The organism is Micromonospora sp. LOL_021, from assembly GCF_048060215.1.
Taxonomy (GTDB): domain Bacteria; phylum Actinomycetota; class Actinomycetes; order Mycobacteriales; family Micromonosporaceae; genus Micromonospora_E.
Genome location: NZ_JBHMIN010000014.1, coordinates 82,216 through 104,031, shown reverse-complemented (window position 1 = coordinate 104,031; position 21,816 = coordinate 82,216). Strand labels below are relative to the sequence as shown.

Genomic DNA, 21,816 nt, shown 5'->3' with positions numbered 1-21,816 from the left:
AGTGCTCTCCCTGACCTGGATCTTCACGTTAGACAAAACGTCGTCCGGATCGCCTGCCGTGCTCCGGATGGCGACGCGTGCCCCGGTGGCGCGTCCGATGATTCCGGCTGGACTGATATATATGACCTACAACGTCGAGAACGTGGAAGTTCCGGAGTTTCCGCCGGGCACGGTGCTCCGATTCGCCGTCTCCGAATGGCGGTACGGGCGAGGTCCCGTGCCCGGCGAACCCTTCGACCTGCTGATCACCCACGTCCGGATCGGCTCCGCCCGCAGCTACGGCGGGCAATGGGTGTGGGTCGACGGCCACCACGTCGACTGTCGACCCGACCATCCACCTTGCCAACAGGCGCTGGTCAGCGTCGCTGCGGTGCGGCAGGCCGCAGTCGGCGGACACGCCGGCGTTCAGCCGCCGCCCGCCGAGCAGGTGGTGGTCGACGGTGCCGCTGCTCGCCGATGAGTTCTTCCTGCTAGCCCATCACGACGTCACCGGTCGCGCCCGGCTGCACCCCCGGGCGGTCGGGCTCGGTCTGGCCAGCGCGGTCCTCGCCGAGCTGGTCACCGCCCAGGCCGTCGCCGTCGACGCCGGTCACGTCTGGGTGGTCGATCCGGCGGCGCCGGCCGACGCGCTCGGTCGTTCCGCGCTGCGGCTGCTGCTCGACGAGCCGGAGCACACCAGCCTCCGGGTCTGGCTGACCGTTCTGTCGGAGCGGGCCCCGGACCACGTCGCCCAGCGGCTGACTGCCGCCGGGGTCGTCCGACCCGAGCAGGTACGCCGGCTGATGCGCACCCGGACGATCTACGTACCGGTCGACATCAACCTCGCGGCCTGGCCGTGGGCGCGGTTGTCGCTGCGGCTGCGCCGGATGGAACCGCTCGACGAGCCTGACCTGTTTCTTGCCGGACTGGCCGTGGCGACCGGACTGGACACCTACCTGCTCGACGGCGCCGAACCCGAGGTGGCCCGTCACCTCGACGTCCTGCTGCGGGCGCTGCGGCCGGCGCTGCGCGACCTGCTGGGCCGGACCGGCGCGGCGGTCGGCAACGCGGTGCTGAGCGGGCGTACCTGAGCCGGCCCCGGCCAGCCAGGCCCGGCTCGACCTGCCACCGCGCAATCCCCCTACCGCGCAATCCCCCTACCGCGCGACCCATCTGTTCCATTCCACCCACACTCACCCTCCTGGAGCGTGCCGATGAACGCGACCACACCCGCGATGACCGTCCGGGCCGCCACCCACGACGACATCCCTCAGGCAGCGACGCTGCTCACCGAGGCGTTTTTGATTGCACCGGTCTCCCAGTGGCTGGTGGGGGACATCGACGCCCGGGTCACCACGTTCCGGTCGCTGTTCACCATCGAGCTCGAACACGCCATCGACACCGGTGCTGACGTGTACGTAGCGGGACCGTTCACCGGGGTGGCGATCTGGTACCAGCGCGAGCAGCCGGAACCGGCCAACCTCATCACCGTCCACCAGCGTCGGCTGATGCTCGCCGCCGGCATCTGGCAGCACCGCGTCGCCGCCCTGCACAGCGTCCTCAGCGGACAGCGGCCGGACCGGCCGCACCGGTATCTCGCGTACCTCGGCGTCACACCCTGGCTGCAGGGCCGGGGGGTGGGCACCGCCCTGCTGACCCACCAGCACCGGCAGCTCGACGCCTCCTCCACCCCGGCGTACCTGGAGGCCACCACGCCGCGCAACCGCGGCCTCTACCTGCGGCACGGGTACGTCGCCGACGAGCCGGTCCAGCTGCCGGACGGCCCGCCGATCTGGCCGATGTGGCGCCCGCCGGCTCAGTGCGACCAGCCGTACGGCCGCGAAGGCGACCAGCCGTACGGTCACGACGGTGACCAGGGTCGGGACCAGCGACCCGGACCCGGGTGACGATCGACTCTGGCCGGATCATCGGGACCGCCGGGAACCAGCCGGCGTCGGCGGCCGACCAATGCACCAAGCCCCGCCCAGAGGCACCCTCGGCGGCCCGATGATCGAGAGGTAACCCGTCCATGCGCTCCAACCTTCGTCGCGTCGCCCGCGCCGGTGCCGTCGCCGCCATCGCCGGTGGCGCCGTGCTGCTCGCCAGCTCCCCGGCGGCAGCGCACGTCACCGTCACCCCCACCGTCACCACCGCCGACTCCTACACCGTGCTGACGGTGTCGGTGCCGCACGGCTGCGACGGCTCGGCGACCACCGAGGTGGCCATCCAGATCCCCGACCCGATCAACTCGGTGACACCCACCATCAACCAGGGCTGGACGGTCGAGAAGGTGATGGCCACCCTCGACCCGCCGGTCACCGACAGCCACGGCAACGAGCTCACCGAGCGAGTCGCGGAGGTCGTCTACACCGCCAAGACCCCACTGCCCGAAGGCCACCGCGACGTGTTCGAGCTGTCCCTACGACTACCCGACGCGGCGGGTGAGACCCTGATCTTCCCCGCCATTCAAACCTGTGAGCAGGGCGAGGCCGCGTGGGCCCAGGTGCCGGCGGACGGCCAGGACAGCCACGAGTTGGACTACCCGGCACCGTCGTTCGTCATCACCGCCGCCGACGCCGACGGCACCGCCGCCGGTGACGAGCCCGCCGACGACGCCGAGCCGACCGAACTCACCACCGCCGGCTCCACCACCAGCGACGGCGGCTCCGCCGTCGGCTGGATCGGCCTGATCCTCGGCCTGCTCGGCTTCATCGCCGGCAGCCTGGCGCTGCAGCGCACTCGGAAGACCACATAGGCGTGTGGTCGCCGGACCGGGTACGGCGGGCCGCGCTGCTCGCCGTACCCGGAATGTTGTCCGGAGGCCTGCTCGGTCTGCTGCTCGCGCTCGCCGGTGCCGGCCCAGCCGCCGCGCACGCCACGCTGCTGGCCAACGACCCGGCGGACGGCGCGCTGCTCGCTGAGGCGCCCCCGTCGGTCACCCTGACCTTCGACGAGCCGGTCCAGGTCCGCGCCGAGGGCGTGCAGGTGCTCGACGCCGCCGGATCCACCGTCGACGTCACCGCCAGGGCGGTGGACAGCACCGTGGTCGTCGACCTGCCGACCGGCCTGGCCGACGGCACCTACGTGGTCAGCTGGCGGGTGATCTCCGCGGACAGCCACCCGGTGGCCGGCGGGTTCAGCTTCGCCATCGGCGCACCCACCGCCGGCAGCGTCGCCATCCCGGTCACCGAGCCGGACCTCGCCCTGCGGGTACTCCGCCCGGTCACCGAGGCGCTGCTGTACGTCGGCGTGCTCGGCGGCACCGGGCTGGCCGTGTTCGGCCTGTCGTTCCTGCCGGTCCCGGAGCGTCGACGACAGTTGCCCACGGTGGTCGGGCTCGGGGTCGTCGCCCTCGTCGCGGTGGCGGTGATGCCGCCGGTCACCGCCGCCTGGCAGGACGCGGCCGACGTCGCCACGTTGGCTGGCCCGGCCACCTGGCGGACCGGCTACCTGTCCGACCTCGGCCTGGCCGCCGCGCTCACCGCCGTCGGCGTGCTCGCGGTCCTGGTCGGAGCCCGGCTGGAGAATGGCGGTGCCGGGGCGGCCCGCCGTCCGGCCGGTGTGCCGGTGTTCGCCGGGGCCGGGTTGGCGATCGGCGCGTTGGCGCTGGTCGGCCACACCCGCAGCTTCGGCCCGGTCTGGCTGACCCTGGGCAGCGACCTGCTGCACCTGGTCACGGCCGCGGTGTGGCTCGGCGGCATCCTCGGCCTGGGCCACCTGCTGTCCCGCCGTTTCGACACCACGTCGGCCGTGCAGCGGGCCGGCGTCGTGGCCGCGTTCTCCCAGACCGCTGCGTTCCTGGTCGCCCTGCTTGCGGCGGCTGGAGTCCTGCTCGGCTGGCGGATCGTCGGATCCTGGTCGGCGTTGTTCGGCACCACGTACGGTCTGGTGCTGCTCGGCAAGGTCGCGGCGCTGGGGGTGCTCGTTGGCATCGCCGGCTGGAACCGGTACCGGCTGGTGCCGCGTACCCGCCGACCTGACACCGAGGCCGCCGCCCTGCGTTCGCTGCGCCGCACCGTCCGGGCGGAGGCGGTGCTGCTGGTCGGGGTGCTCGCCGTCACCGGTGTGCTGGTCACCCAGGATCCCACGGATCGGGCCTCCGACGCCGCCGCCACCGGCTCGGCCGACGGCCGTACCAGCGCGGTCGAGCAGGCTGTCGTCGCGGACGCCGCGCTCGGCGACGGCCGGGTGCAGATCCGGATCACCCCGGGTGCCACCGGGATCAACGCGCTGGAGCTGGCGCTGTTCGACGCCGCCGGGCAGCCGTTGGAGCCGGTCGCGCCGCCGACGGTGACCGTGACGCTGCCCGAGGTCGGCGTCGGGCCGCTGGACCGCCGGCTCGCCCAGACGGGTCCCGGACGCTACGAGGCGGTCGCCGACTTCCCGTTGCCCGGCAGCTGGGAGGTCACCGTCAACGCGCGTACCTCCCGGTTCGACAGCCCGATCGCGACCATCCCGGTGGAGATCCGATGAGCCTGGTGGAGATCCGATGAACAGGTTCAGACGACGTGCCGCGGCACTACCCGGCGCGGCACTGCTGGGACTGCTCGGCACGGTGCTGCTGGGCCTGGCACCGGCGGTGCTGGTGACGCTCTGGCCGGCGGCGCCGGCGGCGGCCCACACCCAGTTGGCCGGCGCGGCCCCGAACGGTGCCGGCGCCACCACGTTGACCTTCACCTTCGACCACGGCTGCGACAACGCGGACACCAACGAGCTGGTGGTCGAGATGCCGACCGGGGCGATCGCCGGTTCGACGACCGGACAGCCACCCGGATGGGCTGCCGAGGTCACCCCCGGCCGGGTCAGCTGGACCGGGCCGGCGATCAGCGCCGAGCAGATCGCCGCCGGGGTCGCCGAGTTCTCGGTGCTGGTCCGGTTGACCGGGACGGTCGGGCAGACCTTCTGGTTCCCGGCGGTGCAGCGGTGCGTCGACGGCGACAGCTACGAGTGGTCGGACACCGGGCCGGGTGCCGAGCGGCCCGCCCCGTCGCTGATCGCCACCAACGCGGTGCTCGCGCCGGCACCACCGGCGGCTTCGGCCGATCAGCCGGCCGGCGGCGGCGGTGGTGGTGGTGCCAGTGTCGCGCAGGCGCTGACCGCCGTAGGGCTGCTGGTGGTCGGTGCCGCTCTGGTCGGCTACCGCCTGACCGGACGGTGACGGTCGAGGCGTCATCGTGGCCAGTGGCCCCGGTTGATCGGCACCCGATGCAGGGTGCGGCAGGGAAGTTCGGCGCCACACCGGCAGGTCCGCCGCCACCGCCGCCACGACCACTGTGGGCGGTGCCGGCGGGCCAGCGTCGCCGCGACGGCGAAAAGGTACTCGTCGTACGAGACCATGTCAATCCCTTCACGACAGTCCAAACACGACGGCCATTCACGGCAACGCGAGCGCAAAAGGGGGCCGGCGAGCAGAGCCACGGGTGCGACCCGAAAGCCGGGGTGCGACACCGGGGGCTCTCCACTGACACCCGGCACCGCACCCCGTACTCATGACGCTACGAGACCGTACGTGGATTTTGCGTAACGAGCGGTTACGTCGGGTGATCCTCTGGCGAGAGTGGATCAATTCCCATCCGTACCGCGAGTTGCCGCAGCTCGTCGGAGCCGCCACGGGGCGACGAGTCCCGCACGATGTGCGCGATGATTTCCCGTACGGTGGCCCGGCTGCGGGTCTCGTGCGGGGCGATCGACTCGGCCCGCAGGAACGCCCGTACCGCCTCTTCGTTGCGTTTGGCGGCGTGGAACCCGCGCCCGGCGTCCATGTGCAACCTGGCCCGGCGCTGCGGGGTACGCAGCGCGCTCTGGTCCACTTTGCGGGCGAGTTCCGGGGCGCGGCCCGGCTCGCCGTTCTCCAGCACTACCCCGACCCGCCACACCGCGACGTTCGCCGAGGTGAACTCCATCCGCCACGGATCACCAGCGGTACGCCGGGCGACGTCGGCGGCCTCGGCGACGTGGGTCTCGGCGACGTCGTGCTGACTGAGGCTGGCGGCGGACAGTGCGGCGTGCAGGTGCAGCATGCCGTACCAGGCGCGGCCTTCGTCCGTACCTGTGTGAAGCTGCATCCGTTCGGCGGCGTCGCAGGCCAACGTCCAGGACCGTTTCCGTAGCCCGGTGGCGAGGACGGCCTGGGCCAACGCGAAGTCGGCGGCGGCGACGCAGGCCGGGTCGTCGGCGAGCCGCGCCGCCCGGACGGCGCGCTCGGCGAGCCGCATCGCCAGGTCGATGTGGCCCTGTGGTTTGAGCGCGAGCGACCCGGTGACCAGGGCCTGCACCGCGATCCGCAGCGCGGCCGGGTCGTCGTCGGCGTTGGCGGTGGAGCGGATCTCGGCGATCAGCCGGGGCAGCAGGATACCGAGTGTCGGGTTGTCGCAGGCCATCCGGGCCCGCATCGCCCGGTCGGCTTCGGCAGCGAGCAGCGCCGCCGGGCGGGCGGCGGCCGGCTCGTCGTCGTCCATCGCCTTGCGGATCGCCGGTACGGCGGCGTACAGCGCCAGGTCGTTGCGGGACCTGGGCAGGTACGGCTGTGCAGTGAGGTCCATCGTAGAGACCCCGAGTGCGGAGGCGAGCGCGATCAGCATGGACCGTTTGGTCACCGCGCGCTTGCCGTTCTCGATCATGGAAACGTACTCGCGGCTCACTCCGATCTCGGCGGCGAGCTGTTGCTGCGTCATGCCGGCGATGTCACGCCACCGCGCGACCCGCAGGCCGATGTAATCCTCCGGCATGGGGGACCTCCCATGCTGACGGTACGGTCGAAACGGCGTGACGTCGACCAATGTAACTGCTTGTTACGCCTGTCCCGCCTATTGGTGACTCGGGTGGTCGGCCGACCTCCCCTCCCGGGCCCGGTCAGCCGCTCTGTCCGGGGTCCTATCAGCCGTTCGCCAACACCGCATTGGCCTGTGCGACGAACTCCTCGGCCGCCTGCCGGGGCGTCGCCGCACCGCTCTGTACGCTCTCCGCCGCCGTGACCAGCAGCGTCCGGACCGTGGTGTGGCCGGGCGGCGGGGGCACCGGCGCCGGACCGAACAGATCGGACATTTGCTGCTCGAAGGCGACCGACGCCTGCATCTTCTCGTCGGCGAGCGTCGCCTGCACCGTCTCGCGGACCTCCAGGTTGGAGCTGAGGCCGCGCTCGGTGCCGAGGATCCGGCCGGCCTGCGGGTCGTTGACCAGGAAGTCGATCAGGTTCACCACCTCCTGCTGGTGCCGGGTGCCCCGGAATCCGGCCCAGTACATCGACGCCCGGGCCCACTGGCCCTGCGGGTCGCCGGGATAGGAGACCACACCGAGGTCGGCGGTGGTGTGCTTCTGCAGCTCCGCCAGCTGGTTGGACCACATGAACGACGTCGCCGCGTCGCCGGTGGCGACCAGCTGCTGGGTGACGTCGCCGCTGTTCGCCGCCCTGATCAGCTCGACGCTCGGGGTGGCGTTCGCGTCGCGGGCCTGCTGCCACAGCTCGAACCAGGCTTCCAGGTCGTCGACGCCGAAGCCCAGCTGCCGGCCCTGGTACAGCTCCAGGTCGGCGGTGCGCAGCCAGAGCCAGAGCGCCTTGTAGTCGGCCGACGGGTCCATCGTGCCGGCAACCTCGCCGTTGGTGAGCGAGGTGATCTGGCTGGCCCAGTCGATCAGCTCCGGGTAGGTCATCCCGATCGTCGGTTCGGCGACACCGAGCTCGGTCAGCAGCGTCTTGTCGTACACCATCGCCGGGGTGTTCGCGGCGGCGGCGACCGCCACGGTCCGCCCGCCGATCTGTCCGTACTGGACCAAACTGTTGGGAAATTTGGAAAGGTCGAGCTCGCCGCTGTCCACGTAGGGGGTGAGGTCGAGCACGACGTCACGTTCGGCGTACTCGGTCAGGTAGTTGTCGTCGATCTGGAACAGGTCCGGCGTGTTGCCGGCGGCGGCCTGGGTGGCCAGCTTGTCGTAGTAGCCGCTGTAGCCCTGCCAGGTCACCTTGAAGGTGATCCCCGGGTTGCGGGCGGCGTAGACGTCGAGCGCCTGCTGGGTCAGCTCGGCCCGGCGCTCCGCGCCCCACCAAAAGATGGAGAGTTCGACCGGCCCGTCCTCGGTTGGCTCGCCGGTGTCGTCGGCGGCGCAGGCGCCGAGTCCGATGGCGACCGCCAGTAGGACAGTGAGTGTTCGGGCAACAGCTCCGCGTGTCGATACGGCGGATGGTGACACGGGTTTCTCCTGATCAGGGCTGGGCTGGCCGGTCTGCGGCCCGATCATTTACACAAGCGACCCGGTCGGGTGTCAACGGGCCGTACGGCTGGAGAACGTTCTCTGGGCTGGTCGGTCCGGCCGGTGTCCGACGTCGTGATGTACTTGCCGGCGTGGAGCTGCTGCACTCAGGCAAGGTCAGGGACGTGTACGCCGACGGCGACGACCTGATCCTGGTCGCCTCCGACCGGATCAGCGTCTACGACGTGGTGCTGCCCACCCCCATCCCGGACAAGGGCAAACTGCTCACCGCACTGTCGCTGTGGTGGTTCGAGCAACTCGCCGACCTGGTGCCCAACCACGTCGTCTCCGCTACCGACGTACCGGCCGAGTTCGCCGGCCGGGCCATCCGCTGCCGCCGCCTGGACATGGTGCCCGTCGAGTGCATCGCCCGCGGCTACCTCACCGGCCTCGGGCTCAAGGAGTACCAGAAGTCGGGGTCGGTCTCCGGCGTCGCGCTGCCCGCCGGCCTGGTCGAGGCGTCGAAGCTGCCCGAGCCGATCTTCACCCCGACCACCAAGGCCGCCGTCAGCGAGCACGACGAGTTCATCACGTACGCCGACGTGGTCACCCAGGTCGGTGCGGAAACCGCGCAGCGGCTGCGGCAGATCACCCTGGACGTCTACCGGCGCGGCGCGGCGCTGGCCGCCGATCGCGGCCTGATCGTCGCCGACACCAAGATCGAGCTGGGCTGGGCACCGGACGGCACCCTGGTCCTCGCCGACGAGGTGCTGACCAGCGACTCGTCGCGGTTCTGGCCCGCCGACGCGTACCAGCCGGGCCGTGCCCAGTTCTCCTTCGACAAGCAGTACGTGCGGGACTGGGCGGCCGGCACCGGCTGGGACAAGCGCCCGCCGGCCCCGGAGGTGCCGGCCGACGTCGTCGAGGTGACCCGGGCCCGCTACGTCGAGGTCTACGAACGGATCACCGGCCACACCTGGTGAGCCCGCTCACCAGGTGTGGCCATGCCTCGACTACCTGCCCTGCTCCGGCAACGGTGGTGGCTGAGCGGCTTGCGGCCGACGCTGCGGACCCCGGGCGAGCACGTAACCGAACAGGAACGCCAGCACCGCTACGCCCACCCACATGGCCTGCTGCCAGCCGTCGACGAACGACTGCTGGGCGGCTCTGACCAGCTCGTCGGCGTACGGACCGGCCTCGTCAGCGGTGGTTAGAGCGGTGGCGATGCCCTCCCGGGCCGCGTCGGGCGCGTCGACGGGCAGCCCGTCGAGCCGGATGTCGACGGCGGTGCGGTAGCCGGCGGACACGATCGCCCCGAGCAGCGCCACGCCGAGCGCGGCACCGAACTCCCGCGTGACGTCGTTGAGCGCGGACGCGGTGCCCTGGCGGGCGCGGGGCAGGGCGCTGGTGATCGCCTCGGTGGAGGGGGTCATCGACAGGCCCATGCCGAGCCCCATGGGGAGCATGCCGGGCAGCACCGACAGGTAGCCGCCGTCGACGGAGACGAAGCTGGCCATCAGGGCCAGGCCCGCGCCGGCGAGACCGATTCCGGCCACCATGGTGGCGCGGGCGCCGACCAGCGCGGCCACCCGTGGGGCGAGACCCGAGGCGACCATCATCAGCAGGGCTATCGGCATCATCGCCAGCGTGGAACGCAGCCCGGACCAGCCGAGCACCGCCTGGAAGTACGGAAAGAGCACGACGAAGATGCCGGCCTGCACGCCGAATACCGCGAGCAGCGCCACCGAACCGCTGGACAGGCCCCGATCACGGAACAGTCGGACGTCGAGCAGTGGCGCCCGCCGGCGCAGCTCCCAGGCGACGAAGACGACGGCGCCGACGGCGCCGACGAGCAGGCCCACCAGGGTGGCAGGTGCGGTCCAGCCGTGTTCCGGACCCTCGTGCAGGACGAAGATCAGTCCGACAGCGGCCAGGACCGACGACAGCGAACCGACAGTGTCGAACGGGTGGCCCGACTCCTCGCGGGAGTTCGGGACGTACCGGATGGTCATGCCGGCCGCCACGACGACCAGCGCGACCGGGAGGGCGAACAGCCAGCGCCAGTCGGCTAGGTCGACCAGCAGCGCCGACAGGTACATGCCGAGCAGACCACCGCCGCCGGCGACGCCGGTCCAGACGCCGATCGCCCGGGACCGTTCCTGGTCCGGGAAGGTCGAGGTGATCACGGCCAGCGTGATCGGCATGATCATCGCCGCGCCGGCGCCGCTGAGCAGCCGTGCGCTGATCATGATCTCGGTCGAGGTGGCGAGGCCCGCGGCGGCGCTGGCCGCGCCGAAGACGGCCAGGCCGGCGAGCAGTACGGGTTTGCGGCCCCACCGGTCGCCGACCGCGCCGAGCGGCAGCAGTAGCGCGGCCAGGGTGATCGTGTAGATGTTGATGATCCACAGGACGGTGCTCTGCGAGGCGCCGAACGCGACGGCGAACTCCTGCTGGGCGACGCCCAGCCCGGTGACGGATGAGATCACCGCCATCAGCGCGATGCAGACCGCGACGAGGATTGCGCGGCGTCGGCGTGGATCGTGGATCGTCGGGTCGGAATCGGCCGCAGCGGCTTCCGTCCCGGCGGACACCTGCGAAGACAGGCTTGGAGAGGTCATGCGGGAAAGCTAGCCCCGCCTTGCATTAAGCGCACCAACGCTTGCATTATTGGCAAGACCTGCCCCGGGTCGCCGATCAGCGCGCTGGTCGGCGGTGCTCCACTAACAGTCGTTCGGTGCGTCGCTCGACGACTGCGCGTGGGCCCGCTCGCCGTCCTGGTCGAAGATGGTGAGGATCTCGACCGGCCCGTTCACCGCGCCGATGGAGTGCGGGATCATCGTGGAGAACTCCGCCGCGTTCCCTTGGCCGACCGGGATCTGCCGCTCACCCAGATGCAGCAGCGCGGTGCCGCTGAGCACGAAGAACCACTCCCGACCGGGGTGCACGCTCAGATGCCCAGGCCCGGTACGCCGCTCCGGAGTGATCCGCATCTTCGCCACCATGCTGCCGCCGTGCTGCCCTGAGCTGCGCGACAACATCCAGGTGGCCAGGCCCGGTTCCTGGTGTCTTATCGGCCGGATGATCACATCGGCGTCGTCGACCGGCTCGACAAGCTGATCGATCGTGGTGTCCAGGGCCCTGGCCAGGGCGACAAGCTGGTCCAGGTCGATCCGCCGGTGGCCGGTCTCGATGCGGCTCACCGTGGACGGGCTGAGGTGGCACCGGGCGGCGAGTGAGTCGAGGCTCCAGCCGCGCGCCTGCCGCAGACCACGGATGCGCTGCCGGACCACGTCGGAAAGATCGACCTCTGACACGCCCACCATGCTAGGTGCTACCTACTGCCTTCTTGCGGAAACCGCATGAACTCTTCCAGTTCTCGGAAGGCTCGTTACCGTCGAGGCATGACCAACGAGACCCACGCGGGCCATCCCGCTTTCAGTGCCGACTGGTGGGAGCAGCACTATCAGGCACACCCGAGGGGACACGTCTCGCCAGGACCGCAGCTGGTCGCCGAGGTCGCGGACCTGCCCCCAGGTACGGCGCTCGACGCGGGCTGCGGCACCGGCGCCGACGCGATCTGGCTCGCCAGCCGGGGTTGGCAGGTGACCGCCGTCGACGCCTCGTCGACCGCGGTCGGCCGCGCCCAGCGGCTCGCCGTACAACAGGATCCCGCTATTGCGCAGCGGATCACCTGGCTCACCGCCGACCTGACCAGCTGGCAGCCGGCGCAGCGCTACGACCTGGTGACCAGCCAGTACGTCCACCCCGACCTGCCGTTCGACCGGTTCGTGGCACGGCTGGCCGCCGCCGTCGCCGATGGCGGGACCCTGTTGGTCGTCGGCCACGACCACGCCGACACCCACTCGGCTGCCCACGCTCCTCGTACGGCGTCGATCGGCCTGGACGCCGTCGTCGGCTCCCTGCCCGAAGCGCAGTGGGAGGTGGCCGTCGCGGAGTCCCGGACCCGCGAGGTGCACCACGACTCGAAGCAGCTGACCATCCACGACTTCGTCGTCCGGGCCCATCGCGCGCCGTCACCCTGAGAGACCAGGCTGTACGTTGCCGGGCTGGCCGATCGCGGCCAGCCCGGCGACCGTCGTCAGTACGTAGTTCAACTGCCAAGGGCGCGTCAGCTCCGGCCGTCGGCGTAGGGCAGCTTTACGTACGCCGTCCAGTAGCAGAGGTCGGCCCGGTGCTCGACCAACGTGACCGGCTTGTCGCAGTGCTCGGAGATCAGCGTCGCCGCCTGAACGAGGTCGGTTACGTCCGCCTCCCAGTGGTGGTCCAGGTATAGCTTGAGCCCCGGGTTGTCCCGGCCGAGATCGAGGATCTCCGCCTCCTCCGGCGGCAGCAGGATCACCGTGTAACGGGCTGCGGTGTGCTCCGCCTCGCTGAGCTGCTCGGGCAGGTCCGGGCCGGGCCGGAAGTGGTCGATCACCGACGGGATCGGCCCTGGGCTGTCCGCCGAATCGTACGCCCGCACCTTCACCAACATCACTGGCTCACCTCACTCAGGCTGTATCTCTCGGAGAAGCAACGTTGCATACAACATGGCTACGGCGGTAGCCTCCTGTCGAGAGGTCGGGGACAGGAGGATTTCGATGACCAAGCCAACGCCGCCCACCATCGCCATCCGTGGCCTCGGCGGCGAACTGCGCACGCTGCGGCAGGGCGGGAAGCTGAGCGTCCGTGGGGTGGCGGCGAGACTCGGCTGGCCGGCGTCGAAGTTGTCCAGAATGGAGACCGGCCGCCAGGGCAGCAAGTTGGAGGACGTCGCATCCCTGCTGGTCATCTACGGTGTCACCGGTGAAGAACGACAGCGGCTGCTCGCCATGTCGGAGCGGTCCGAGCCCGGCTGGTGGGAGGTGCTTGGCGGTCTCCCGGTCGAGTCTCGGACGTTGATCCAGTTGGAGGCCGAGGCGTCGGCGATCTTCGACTTCGAACCGCTGCTGGTACCGGGTCTGCTCCAGACCCCCGACTACACCAGGGCGGTATTGGGAGGTTGTGGCGTTCCGGAGGCCGACGCGCAGACCAGAGTCACCGCTCGGCTCGGGCGCCAGGCCATCCTGGCGAGGTCTGAGCCACCGGCGCTGCACGCGATCCTGGACGAGGCGGCGCTGCGTCGGCCGCTCGGCGGTCCATGGGTGATGGGTCGCCAACTCCGACACCTCGTCGACGCCGCCGACCGCCCGAACGTCACCCTGCAAGTCGTGCCGCAGTCGGTCGGCGGCTACACGGGACTGGACGGCGCGTTCGCCATCCTGAACTTTCCTCGCAACCGGACGGTCGTGCACCTCGAGCACAAGATCTCCGGGTTGTTCCTGGAGGAGCCCGAGCAGGTGAGCTTCTTTCGCGGTGAAGTGGATAGGCTGCTCACGGTGGCGCTGAGCCCGGCTGAGTCGATCGACCTGGTGGCCCGGCTCGCGGCGGAGCACGAGAGTGAGGCGAGGATGGACGCAGCTGACCTGCCGACCCGAACGTGGCGTAAGTCGAGCCGCAGCGGATCCAACTCCAACTGTGTCGAGGTGGCTGGGCTTGCTGGCCCGGCTGCATTCGGCGTCGCGGTGCGGGACTCGAAGGATCCGTACGGTCCTGTTTTGTCCTTTTCTTGCAACTCCTGGTCTGGCTTCGTGACGGCTCTTCGCCGTCGAGGTGACGCTGACGCACGCTAAAACGCGAAAATAGCGTGCGTCAGCGTCACCTCGACGGGTGCGATGTGGTCAGGTGGTGCGTTCGGCGATCGCCGCCCGCACCTTTTGTGCGACTTGTTCCTTCCGCCAAAGTACGTCGTCGGCAGTGAAGCGGAGCGCAAGCCAGCCGGCTTCCCGGAGCGCGTTGAAGCGGTACACGTCCTTGCGGAACGTCGCTCGCTCCCGGTGGTGGTCACCTTCGTACTCGATGGCGATCCGCCACTGCGGGTACGCCAGGTCGACCCGCGCGATGAACCGCCCACTCTTGCCTGACGGGGCGTCCCGTACCTCGTACTGCAAGGTGGGTTTCGGCAGGCCGGCGTCGTGTAGCAGCAGGCGGAGTCGGCTCTCCATCGGCGATTCACTCAACGGCTCCGCAAGAGCAAGCAGGTCCCGCACCTGTTGCAAGCCGCGTAGCCCATGGCGGGTGTCGATGTACGCCGCGAGGTGCGCGCGCGTGACAAGGCGACGGCGTAGGACGGTGTCGAGGGCGCTGAGTGCATCAGCACGCGGTAGCGAGCGACCCAGGCCGAACGCGGTACGGACTCCAGTGGTCAAGGGAAGTCCGCTCAAGGACGTGATGTCGTCAGGGTCGAGTGTCCGGTATGCGCACTTTACTCTTGGGTGCGAGTACCGCCTGGCCGTCTTCGGCAGGGCAATGTGTACCGGCACCACCGCCTGCCCGGGACCGCGTAGCGGCAGGAGGTTGGCCCCCCAGAGAAAGGCCGCGCTGAGCTCGTGGATCGCCGCACCGGGCGGCAGTCGCGCGGCGGCGGCTGTACACCACATCCGGTAGTCGTCGGGGTCGTACGAGCTCTCGTGTACGTAGACGTCGGGGAGGATGCGGCGCCAGGACCGGCCGTTGAGCATCCGCCGGGTGATCAGGCCGGCAGCGATGGCGCGGCTGCCGCAGAACGGCTCGAAGCTCAGCTCACGTGGCACCGTGGCAGGGCGGGGCATCGGAGGAGCTTGCCCTGTCGTCGCCCTTGTTTCTGCCCGGTACGCCGGTCCAGTCGCGCATCCGACTAAAGAAGACACTCCCGGCTCCAGGAGCACCCGCCGGGCACAGGAGTACCGCCGGCAGCGTGGCCTTGGCCGTTCAGCTGCGTGGGGCGTACATGATGACGGCGACGCCGATCAGGCAGATCACCGCGCCGGTGATGTCCCAGCGGTCCGGCCGAAACTTGTCCACGACAACGCCCCAGGCGAGTGAACCGGCGACGAAGACCCCGCCGTAGGCGGCGAGGATCCGGCCGAAGTTCGGATCCGGCTGCAGCGACGCGGCGAACCCGTACAGCCCGAGCGCCATCACCCCGGCGGCGATCCACAGCAGGCCACGGTGCTCCCGCCAGCCCTGCCAGATCAGCCACGCCCCGCCGATCTCGGCGACTGCGGCCAAGACGAACAGGACGAGGGAGCGCGCGACGGTCACGACGCTGACCCTACCCAGACCCCGCGAGCATCGGGGGCGCTGACCCGCTGCATCGAGGTGACGCTGACGCACCTTATTTCGCGATTTTGAGGTGCGTCAGCGTCACCTCGATCTTGATCAAACATCGTAAATGGTTGGTGTGGAGCCGGCAGACACCTGCAGGGTCGCGCCCATGACGAGCAGTGACCTGTGGGACGAGCGGGCAGCGCAGGGGTACGACCGCACCTCGGCAGAAATGTTCGCCCCACATGTGCTGGACCCGACGGTGGAGTTTCTGGCCAAACTGGCCGGTGCTGGCCCTGCGCTGGAGTTCGCGATCGGCACCGGCCGGGTGGCGATCCCGCTGTCCGCGAAGGGCATCCCGGTGAGCGGGATCGAGCTGTCGCAGCCGATGATCGATCAGCTGCGCCGCAAGGTCCCGCTGGTCGAAGACCTGCCGGTCGTCGTCGGCGACATGGCGACGGTCCCGGGGCGGTTTTCCCTGGTTTACGTCGTACACAACAGCATCGGCAACCTGCGTACGCAGGACGAGCAGGTGGAGTGCTTCCGTAACTCCGCCCGGCACCTGTCACCGGGCGGGCGCTTCGTCGTCGAGCTGTGGGTGCCGGGCATCCGGCGGTTCCCGCCGGGGCAGTCGGCGGTGCCGTTCGAGGTGACGGACCGGCATGTCGGCTTCGACACCTACGACATGGTCACCCAGCAGGGGACCTCGCACCACTACCGGCGCAGCGACGACGGCAGCGCCAGCTACGGCAACAGCAACTTCCGCTACATCTGGCCCGCGGAGTGCGACCTGATGGCCCGGCTGGCAGGCCTGGCGCTGGAGCGTCGGGTGGCGGACTGGGACGGCTCGCCGTTCACCTCCGACAGCAAAAAACACGTCTCCGTCTGGCGCAAGCCCCTCGGTCGGAATCAGGATGCGGACGGCGACGGCGAGCGGCTAACGTCGACCGGTAACAGCGACGACGGAGCCGAGTAGCGGTTGCGCCCACCGGAGTGACAGAGAGCCGCCCACAGCTGAGAGGGCGGACTCCGGCCCAGCCGTGAAGACCCTCCTGAGCTGCGGGAAAGAACGGCCCGTCCGGGCTCAGTAGACTCCCGCCGCCTCGCCCACGTCACGGGTAAGCGAAGGCCGCGCCGCGCGTACACCACGCGATGGCGCGGTGAAGGTGTGGTGGCACCGCGAGGATCCCGCTCGCCCGCACCTCCCTGGGGACGCGTTGCGCACACCGGAGGAGGTCACCACCATGCAACGCATCCTTTCCGCTGCTCTTCCCGACTTCGTCGAAAAGCCCGTACGGCTGGCCGGCTGGATTCACCGGCGGCGGCTGCTGAAATCCGTCGCGTTCCTGATCCTGCGCGACGCCGCCGGGCTCGCCCAGGTCGTCGTCACCGACCCGGCGGTACGGGCCCAGCTCGAACACCTGCCGGAGGAGACCGTCGTCGCTGTCGTTGGGACCGTCGTCGCTCAGCCGGCCGCCCCCGGTGGCGTCGAGGTCACCGGGCCGACGATCACCCCGCTCAGCGACCCGGCGGCGCCCGTACCGTTTGATCTGTATCGGCCGGACCTGCGGGCGAACCTGCCGACGATCCTGGACCACGCGCCGGTCGCACTGCGGCACCCGAAGCTGGCCGCGACGCACCGGATCGCGGCCGCCGCCGTCGCCGGCTTCCGAAAAACACTCACGACGATGGGTTTTGTCGAGATCCACACCCCGAAGATCGTCGGTACGGCGACCGAGAGCGGCGCGAACGTCTTCGCCCTCGACTACTTCGGTCGGCGGGCCTATCTGGCCCAGTCACCGCAGCTCTACAAGCAGATCATGGTCGGTATCTTCGAACGGGTCTTCGAGGTCGGTCCGGTGTTCCGGGCCGAGCTGAGCGACACCGCCCGGCACCTGGCGGCGTACACGTCGCTCGACGCCGAACTCGGCTTCGTCGACGACCACCGGGACGTGATCGCCGCCTGCCACGCCACCGTCGCCGGGATGCTGACGGCGGTCGCCGAACGGGCCGGGCCGGCGCTGGAACTGCTCGACATACGGCTGCCGGCGCTGCCGGCCGACCCGGTGATCGTGCACTTCGTCGACGCTCTCAACATGATCAGCGCGGCGACCGGCCGGGACGTCACCGGCGAGCCGGACCTGGCCCCGGAGCACGAACGCTGGCTGGGGGAGTGGGCGCTGCGCGAGCACGGCAGCGACTTCGTCTTCGTCGAGGGCTATCCGACCCGGCACCGGGCGTTCTACACCCACCCGGACCCGGCCCGGCCCGGCCATTCCCGGGCCATCGACCTGATCTTCCGGGGCGTGGAGCTGGTCAGCGGCGGGCAGCGGCTGCACCGGTACGGCGACTACGTCGACGCGCTCGCCGAGCGGGGCGAGACCGACCTCACCCCGTACGCCGGTTACCTGGACGCGATGCGGTACGGCATGCCGCCGCACGGCGGCTTCGCGTTCGGGTTGGAGCGGTTCGTGGCCCGGCTGCTCGGCGTACCGAACATCCGGCAGGTCACCCTCTTCCCGCGCGACCTGCACCGCCTCACCCCCTGACCCTCGACGGTGTCGTCCGGTGTCCCGTGACCAGCGGGGCACCGGACGACATCAGGCCGGTCAGGGTCGCCGGAGCCGGACAGCGACGAAGGACGGCGACCGGTGCAGCTTGCGGTAGGCCGCCTCGTCGACGTCACACAGGCTGGGCACCGGGCGTGGTTCGACGAACCGCTCCAGGCGCAACCCGGCGTCCAGCAGCTCGCCCAGGAACGTTTCCAGCGTCATGCGTTGGTAGCGGATCGACAGCGGGCCGCCGGACAGCGGGAGGTCCACCCAGTCGTCGGCGAAGTACGAGCCGCCGAAGTGCCGCCAGTCGGCGGTCGGATGGGTCGTGGAGACCAGCAGCCATCCGTCCGGCCGCAGCACCCGTCGTAGCTCACCGAGCAACTGTCGTCGGTTGGCGACGTGGTGCAGCATCAACGCGCACACCACCCCGTCGAACGACGCGTCGTCGATGAAGTCGAGCGGATCCTCGGCGTCGTGCCGGTGCAGGTCGGCCCGGTCGCCCAACCTGCGCTGGGCGTGCGCCAGCAGCGTCGCGCTGCCGTCGATCCCGACGACCTCGGCACCGCGCGACAGCAGCTCCGCCGCGTAGTGCCCGGCCCCGCAGCCGACGTCGAGGATTCGCTGCCCGGCGACGTCCCCGGCGAGGGCGAGCATCGCCGGCCGGTCGGTGTAGGCGTTGTACGGACTGGTGTCGGAGTGTCGGGCGAAGTGGTCGCCGAGCTCGTCGTGGTAGGCGGTGCGGGCGGGCATTCCGACAGCATCCCGCCAGTCGCCATCCATCGCGAACGGTTTGTGCGGAGCCGGCGCGAACGGTTCGGGTGGCGGTGTGCGGCTCAGCCTGATCGTCGGGTGCTGGCGAAATCGGTAGGCGGCGGGGCGGGGCAGGCGTACGATCGCGGCATGGATCTGAGGTTGGCCACGACGACGCCGGGACGTCCCGGCGTACGTTCGCGCTGACCTGATCCTCAGCTGACGAAACGGCCCCGGGCGAGACGCCCGGGGCCGTTTCCGGCTCTCCGTGCGTGTCTCGGCCGGGGCCATGACCCCAGGAGAAACCGTGAGACACGTCGATCACCGCAAGCTCGGCCGGGAACTCGACCTGTTCGACTCTGATCCGCTGATCGGTGCCGGTCTGCCGTTCTGGCTGCCGGCCGGCGCGGCGGCCCGCTACGAAGTCGAGTCGTACCTACGAGAGCTGGAGCGCCGCGCCGGATACCAGCATGTCTACTCACCGGTGCTGGGTAAACGGCAGATGTACGAGCTGTCCGGCCACTGGATGAATTTCGCCGACGAGATGTTTCCGCCGATGGCGGTGAGCAGGACCGACGTCGACGTCGACGTCGACGACGGGGACGGGGACGGGGACGGGGACGGGCTGGTGTTACGGCCCAGCCTCTGTCCGCACCACGCGTTGATGTTCAAGTCGCGGCAGCGCTCCTACCGGGACCTGCCGCTGCGGATCGCTGAACTCGGCGCCATGTACCGGGCGGAACGCTCCGGCGTGGTCGGTGGGCTGACCAGGGTACGGTCGATCTGGCTGAACGACTCGCACATCTTCTGCGCGGTGCCGCAGGTCGTTGCCGAGATCGCCGACGTGCTGCGGCTGATGCGGCAGGCGCACGACGCACTCGGCGTACGCGTGTCGTCGTACCGGCTGTCGCGTCGCGGTGCCGGCGGCAAGTACGCCGGCGACGACGAGGCGTGGGAGATGGCCGAGCGGCTGCTGCGCCAGGCGTTGGACGCGGCAGACGTCCGGTACGGCGTCGTCGCCGGTGAGGCAGCCTTCTACGGACCGAAGATCGACGTGCAGATCGTCGACCCGGCCGGACGCGAGTCGACCCTGTCCACCATTCAGGTCGACTTCCTTCAGCCGGCCCGCTTCGACCTGTCCTACATCGATGAACGTGGTGAACGGGTCCGGCCGGTGATGGTGCACCGCAGCCTGGTCGGCTCGATGGAGCGGCTGTTCGCGCACCTGATCGAGGTGCACGCCGGTGCCTTCCCGGCCTGGTACGCCCCGGTGCAGCTGTGTGTCCTGCCGGTGGCCACCGATCAGCGGCCGGCCGCTGACGCGCTGGCCAGCGAGGCGAGCGCCGCCGGTCTGCGGGTCGAGGTGGACGTCGACGGCACCATCGGGGCTCGGATCCGGGCCGCGGCCCGGCGCAAGATCCCGTACGTGGCGGTGATCGGCGCGCGGGAGGCGCCGTACGGCCGGGTCGCGCTGCGGTTGCGGGACGGCCGGCAACTGCCGGCGATGCCGGCGGGCGAGGCGATCGCGCTGATCGAATCGGCGGTCGCCCGCCGCTCGGCAGATCTGCTGCCATCGGGCGACCTGCTGCCCGGCGGGGAGGCAGGACAACCGAGCCGATGAGGGGACAGGCCGTCAGTCGTCGACCCAGTCGAGGGTGCGGCTGACGGCCTTGCGCCACTGGGCGTACTCCCGGTCCCGGTGCGCCGACGACATCGCCGGCCGCCAGTGCGCGTCGGCCCGCCACTGGGCGCGTAGCGTCGCCAGGTCCGGCCAGAAGCCGACCGCCAACCCGGCCGCGTACGCCGCCCCCAGGCAGGTGGTCTCGCTGACCGCCGGGCGGACCACCGGCACGTCGAGCACGTCGGCGAGGAACTGCATCAGCAGCCCGTTGGCGGTCATCCCGCCGTCGACCCGCAGCCGGCGCAGCGCCACGTCGGAGTCTGCGTTCATCGCGTCGACCACCTCCCGGGTCTGCCACGCCGACGCTTCCAGCACGGCCCTGGCCAGGTGTCCCTTGGTGATGTACCCGGTCAGCCCGGCGACCACGCCCCGGGCGTCGGCCCGCCAGTGCGGGGCGAACAGTCCGGAGAACGCCGGCACGATGTAGCAGCCGCCGTTGTCGTCGACGCTGCGGGCCAGTTCCTCGATCTGCGCCGCGCTGGAGATCAGCCCCAGATTGTCGCGCAGCCACTGCACCAGCGAGCCGGTCACCGCGATCGCACCTTCGAGCGCGTAGTGCGCCGGGGCGTCACCGATCTGGTAGGCCACCGTGGTCAGCAGCCCGTGTCGCGAGGTGACCGCACTCGTACCGGTGTTGAGCAGCAGGAAGCTGCCGGTGCCGTAGGTGCATTTCGCCTCGCCGGGCTGGAAGCAGGTCTGCCCGAACAGCGCCGCCTGCTGGTCACCGAGCGCGCTGGCGACCGGCACGCCGGCCAGCGCCCCGCCGGCCACGTCGGCGTCCGCCGTACCGTAGATCGAGGCCGACGGGACGATCTCCGGCAGCATCGCGGCCGGAATGCCCGCCGCGGACCGGATCTCGTCGTCCCAGCGCAGCGTGCGCACGTCCATCAGCAGGGTACGGCTGGCGTTGGTGACGTCGGTGACGTGCCGGCCGGTGAGCTTCCAGATCAGCCAGGACTCCATCGTGCCGAACAGCACCTCGCCGCGTTCGGCCCGCTCACGCAGCCCGTCGACGTGTTCCAGCAGCCACATCGCCTTCGGCCCGGCGAAGTACGTGGCCAGCGGCAGCCCGGTGCGCGCCCGCAGCCGTTGCTCGCCGACGGCCGCGCCGAGCCGCTGCAGTTGCGGCCCGGTGCGGGTGTCCTGCCAGACGATCGCGTGGTGCACCGGCCGGCCGGTGGCCCGGTCCCACACCACGGTGGTCTCCCGCTGGTTGGTGATGCCGATCGCGGCCAATCCACTTGCGCCGGCGTCGGCGAGGGCCTGGCGGACCACCTGTTCGACGTTGGCCCAGATCTCCTCGGCGTCGTGCTCGACCCAGCCGGGGCGCGGGAAGATCTGCCGGTGTTCGCGCTGCGCCATGGCGACGATCGCGCCGTCGGCATCGAAGACGATGCACCGCGACGAGGTGGTGCCCTGGTCGATGGCGGCGACGTACCGTCCGGCGGTGGCCACGCTGGTCTGCTCCGTCATCGGGCCAGTATGGCCGTAGCCAGGGCCGGCATGGCCGCAGACATCGGCCCCCGTCGGGTCGGCCGG

Annotated in this window: 22 protein-coding genes; 12 read left to right on the top strand and 10 right to left on the bottom strand. The window is 70.5% G+C overall.

The genetic code is table 11. The features are described 5' to 3' along the window. Positions 1-121 precede the first annotated feature (121 nt). The 6 genes from ACFHWT_RS12295 (at position 122) to ACFHWT_RS12270 (ending at position 5,137) form a co-directional block, all read left to right on the top strand. Positions 122-460 (top strand): hypothetical protein, encoded by a 339-nt coding sequence (locus ACFHWT_RS12295; RefSeq protein WP_416594721.1) that lies wholly within the window; start codon positions 122-124, stop codon positions 458-460. Beyond that, complete coding sequence (locus tag ACFHWT_RS12290; RefSeq protein WP_416594720.1) at positions 441-1,070, top strand: GOLPH3/VPS74 family protein; 630 nt, start codon at positions 441-443, stop codon at positions 1,068-1,070. Before ACFHWT_RS12295 ends, ACFHWT_RS12290 begins: the two co-directional genes overlap by 20 nt. A gap of 123 nt (positions 1,071-1,193) precedes the next feature. Beyond that, positions 1,194-1,886: a GNAT family N-acetyltransferase gene (locus ACFHWT_RS12285; RefSeq protein WP_416594718.1), complete on the top strand. Its 693-nt coding sequence runs from the start codon at positions 1,194-1,196 to the stop codon at positions 1,884-1,886. A gap of 122 nt (positions 1,887-2,008) precedes the next feature. After that, positions 2,009-2,734: a YcnI family protein gene (locus tag ACFHWT_RS12280; RefSeq protein ID WP_416594717.1), complete on the top strand. Its 726-nt coding sequence runs from the start codon at positions 2,009-2,011 to the stop codon at positions 2,732-2,734. Positions 2,735-2,736: 2 nt separating this feature from the next. Further along, positions 2,737-4,452: a copper resistance protein CopC gene (locus ACFHWT_RS12275; protein WP_416594716.1), complete on the top strand. Its 1,716-nt coding sequence runs from the start codon at positions 2,737-2,739 to the stop codon at positions 4,450-4,452. Between the two features lie 16 nt (positions 4,453-4,468). Then, on the top strand, positions 4,469-5,137 hold the full coding sequence (locus ACFHWT_RS12270; RefSeq protein WP_416594715.1) for a DUF1775 domain-containing protein: 669 nt from the start codon (positions 4,469-4,471) through the stop codon (positions 5,135-5,137). Positions 5,138-5,148: 11 nt separating this feature from the next. Here ACFHWT_RS12270 and ACFHWT_RS12265 read toward each other — a convergent pair whose 3' ends face one another. From ACFHWT_RS12265 to ACFHWT_RS12255, 3 genes are all read right to left on the bottom strand, one after another. Next, a complete protein-coding gene (locus ACFHWT_RS12265; RefSeq protein WP_199757933.1) occupies positions 5,149-5,316 on the bottom strand; it encodes a hypothetical protein in 168 nt (55 codons plus the stop codon). 194 nt (positions 5,317-5,510) lie between these two features. Then, positions 5,511-6,707, bottom strand: a complete 1,197-nt coding sequence (locus ACFHWT_RS12260) for a helix-turn-helix domain-containing protein (protein ID WP_416594713.1) — start codon at positions 6,705-6,707, stop codon at positions 5,511-5,513. Positions 6,708-6,855: 148 nt separating this feature from the next. Next, complete coding sequence (locus ACFHWT_RS12255; protein ID WP_416594712.1) at positions 6,856-8,166, bottom strand: ABC transporter substrate-binding protein; 1,311 nt, start codon at positions 8,164-8,166, stop codon at positions 6,856-6,858. A 152-nt stretch (positions 8,167-8,318) separates the two neighbouring features. Here ACFHWT_RS12255 and ACFHWT_RS12250 point away from each other — a divergent pair, with 152 nt between their 5' ends. Next, positions 8,319-9,149, top strand: a complete 831-nt coding sequence (locus ACFHWT_RS12250) for a phosphoribosylaminoimidazolesuccinocarboxamide synthase (protein ID WP_416594711.1) — start codon at positions 8,319-8,321, stop codon at positions 9,147-9,149. 30 nt (positions 9,150-9,179) lie between these two features. On the opposite strand, the gene ACFHWT_RS12245 is transcribed toward ACFHWT_RS12250, so the two are convergent. Both ACFHWT_RS12245 and ACFHWT_RS12240 read right to left on the bottom strand, forming a co-directional pair. After that, positions 9,180-10,784 (bottom strand): MFS transporter, encoded by a 1,605-nt coding sequence (locus ACFHWT_RS12245; protein ID WP_416594710.1) that lies wholly within the window; start codon positions 10,782-10,784, stop codon positions 9,180-9,182. Positions 10,785-10,886: 102 nt separating this feature from the next. Further along, the gene (locus ACFHWT_RS12240; protein ID WP_416594709.1) at positions 10,887-11,480 is read right to left on the bottom strand and encodes a helix-turn-helix domain-containing protein; all 594 of its coding nucleotides are present in this window, start codon (positions 11,478-11,480) and stop codon (positions 10,887-10,889) included. A gap of 87 nt (positions 11,481-11,567) precedes the next feature. On the opposite strand from ACFHWT_RS12240, the gene ACFHWT_RS12235 reads away from it, so the two are divergent. Then, a complete protein-coding gene (locus ACFHWT_RS12235) occupies positions 11,568-12,209 on the top strand; it encodes a class I SAM-dependent methyltransferase (RefSeq protein ID WP_416594708.1) in 642 nt (213 codons plus the stop codon). Positions 12,210-12,295: 86 nt separating this feature from the next. Here the strand turns inward: ACFHWT_RS12235 and ACFHWT_RS12230 are convergent, their stop codons facing one another. After that, the gene (locus ACFHWT_RS12230) at positions 12,296-12,661 is read right to left on the bottom strand and encodes a hypothetical protein (protein ID WP_416594707.1); all 366 of its coding nucleotides are present in this window, start codon (positions 12,659-12,661) and stop codon (positions 12,296-12,298) included. Between the two features lie 106 nt (positions 12,662-12,767). Between ACFHWT_RS12230 and ACFHWT_RS12225 the strand changes: the two genes are divergently transcribed. Continuing rightward, positions 12,768-13,838: a Scr1 family TA system antitoxin-like transcriptional regulator gene (locus ACFHWT_RS12225; RefSeq protein WP_416594706.1), complete on the top strand. Its 1,071-nt coding sequence runs from the start codon at positions 12,768-12,770 to the stop codon at positions 13,836-13,838. A gap of 48 nt (positions 13,839-13,886) precedes the next feature. Here ACFHWT_RS12225 and ACFHWT_RS12220 read toward each other — a convergent pair whose 3' ends face one another. Further along, a complete protein-coding gene (locus ACFHWT_RS12220) occupies positions 13,887-14,816 on the bottom strand; it encodes an endonuclease domain-containing protein (RefSeq protein ID WP_416594705.1) in 930 nt (309 codons plus the stop codon). A 139-nt stretch (positions 14,817-14,955) separates the two neighbouring features. Continuing rightward, positions 14,956-15,288, bottom strand: coding sequence for a YnfA family protein (locus ACFHWT_RS12215; RefSeq protein ID WP_416594704.1), 333 nt, complete (start codon positions 15,286-15,288; stop codon positions 14,956-14,958). Positions 15,289-15,460: 172 nt separating this feature from the next. On the opposite strand from ACFHWT_RS12215, the gene ACFHWT_RS12210 reads away from it, so the two are divergent. Together ACFHWT_RS12210 and aspS are read left to right on the top strand one after the other, a co-directional pair. Continuing rightward, on the top strand, positions 15,461-16,267 hold the full coding sequence (locus ACFHWT_RS12210; protein WP_416594703.1) for a class I SAM-dependent DNA methyltransferase: 807 nt from the start codon (positions 15,461-15,463) through the stop codon (positions 16,265-16,267). 268 nt (positions 16,268-16,535) lie between these two features. After that, positions 16,536-17,840 carry an aspartate--tRNA(Asn) ligase gene (gene aspS, locus ACFHWT_RS12205; RefSeq protein WP_416594702.1) on the top strand — a complete coding sequence of 435 codons (1,305 nt, stop codon included), beginning with the start codon at positions 16,536-16,538 and terminating at the stop codon, positions 17,838-17,840. A 60-nt stretch (positions 17,841-17,900) separates the two neighbouring features. Here the strand turns inward: aspS and ACFHWT_RS12200 are convergent, their stop codons facing one another. Continuing rightward, complete coding sequence (locus ACFHWT_RS12200) at positions 17,901-18,596, bottom strand: methyltransferase domain-containing protein (RefSeq protein ID WP_416594701.1); 696 nt, start codon at positions 18,594-18,596, stop codon at positions 17,901-17,903. Positions 18,597-18,903: 307 nt separating this feature from the next. On the opposite strand from ACFHWT_RS12200, the gene thrS reads away from it, so the two are divergent. After that, on the top strand, positions 18,904-20,217 hold the full coding sequence (gene thrS / locus ACFHWT_RS12195) for a threonine--tRNA ligase (protein ID WP_416594700.1): 1,314 nt from the start codon (positions 18,904-18,906) through the stop codon (positions 20,215-20,217). Between the two features lie 12 nt (positions 20,218-20,229). On the opposite strand, the gene glpK is transcribed toward thrS, so the two are convergent. Continuing rightward, positions 20,230-21,750 (bottom strand): glycerol kinase GlpK, encoded by a 1,521-nt coding sequence (gene glpK / locus ACFHWT_RS12190; RefSeq protein WP_416594699.1) that lies wholly within the window; start codon positions 21,748-21,750, stop codon positions 20,230-20,232. Positions 21,751-21,816 lie beyond the last annotated feature (66 nt).

Coding starts and splice junctions, on each gene's coding strand:
- ACFHWT_RS12230 (WP_416594707.1), bottom strand. CDS start 12,661: ATGTTGGTGAAGGTGCGGGCGTACGATTCGGCGGACAGCCCAGGGCCG.
- ACFHWT_RS12285 (WP_416594718.1), top strand. CDS start 1,194: ATGAACGCGACCACACCCGCGATGACCGTCCGGGCCGCCACCCACGAC.
- ACFHWT_RS12220 (WP_416594705.1), bottom strand. CDS start 14,816: ATGCCCCGCCCTGCCACGGTGCCACGTGAGCTGAGCTTCGAGCCGTTC.
- aspS (WP_416594702.1), top strand. CDS start 16,536: ATGCAACGCATCCTTTCCGCTGCTCTTCCCGACTTCGTCGAAAAGCCC.
- ACFHWT_RS12265 (WP_199757933.1), bottom strand. CDS start 5,316: ATGGTCTCGTACGACGAGTACCTTTTCGCCGTCGCGGCGACGCTGGCC.
- ACFHWT_RS12260 (WP_416594713.1), bottom strand. CDS start 6,707: ATGCCGGAGGATTACATCGGCCTGCGGGTCGCGCGGTGGCGTGACATC.
- ACFHWT_RS12295 (WP_416594721.1), top strand. CDS start 122: ATGACCTACAACGTCGAGAACGTGGAAGTTCCGGAGTTTCCGCCGGGC.
- ACFHWT_RS12245 (WP_416594710.1), bottom strand. CDS start 10,784: ATGACCTCTCCAAGCCTGTCTTCGCAGGTGTCCGCCGGGACGGAAGCC.
- ACFHWT_RS12270 (WP_416594715.1), top strand. CDS start 4,469: ATGAACAGGTTCAGACGACGTGCCGCGGCACTACCCGGCGCGGCACTG.
- ACFHWT_RS12225 (WP_416594706.1), top strand. CDS start 12,768: ATGACCAAGCCAACGCCGCCCACCATCGCCATCCGTGGCCTCGGCGGC.
- ACFHWT_RS12235 (WP_416594708.1), top strand. CDS start 11,568: ATGACCAACGAGACCCACGCGGGCCATCCCGCTTTCAGTGCCGACTGG.
- ACFHWT_RS12210 (WP_416594703.1), top strand. CDS start 15,461: ATGACGAGCAGTGACCTGTGGGACGAGCGGGCAGCGCAGGGGTACGAC.
- ACFHWT_RS12280 (WP_416594717.1), top strand. CDS start 2,009: ATGCGCTCCAACCTTCGTCGCGTCGCCCGCGCCGGTGCCGTCGCCGCC.
- glpK (WP_416594699.1), bottom strand. CDS start 21,750: ATGACGGAGCAGACCAGCGTGGCCACCGCCGGACGGTACGTCGCCGCC.
- ACFHWT_RS12200 (WP_416594701.1), bottom strand. CDS start 18,596: ATGCCCGCCCGCACCGCCTACCACGACGAGCTCGGCGACCACTTCGCC.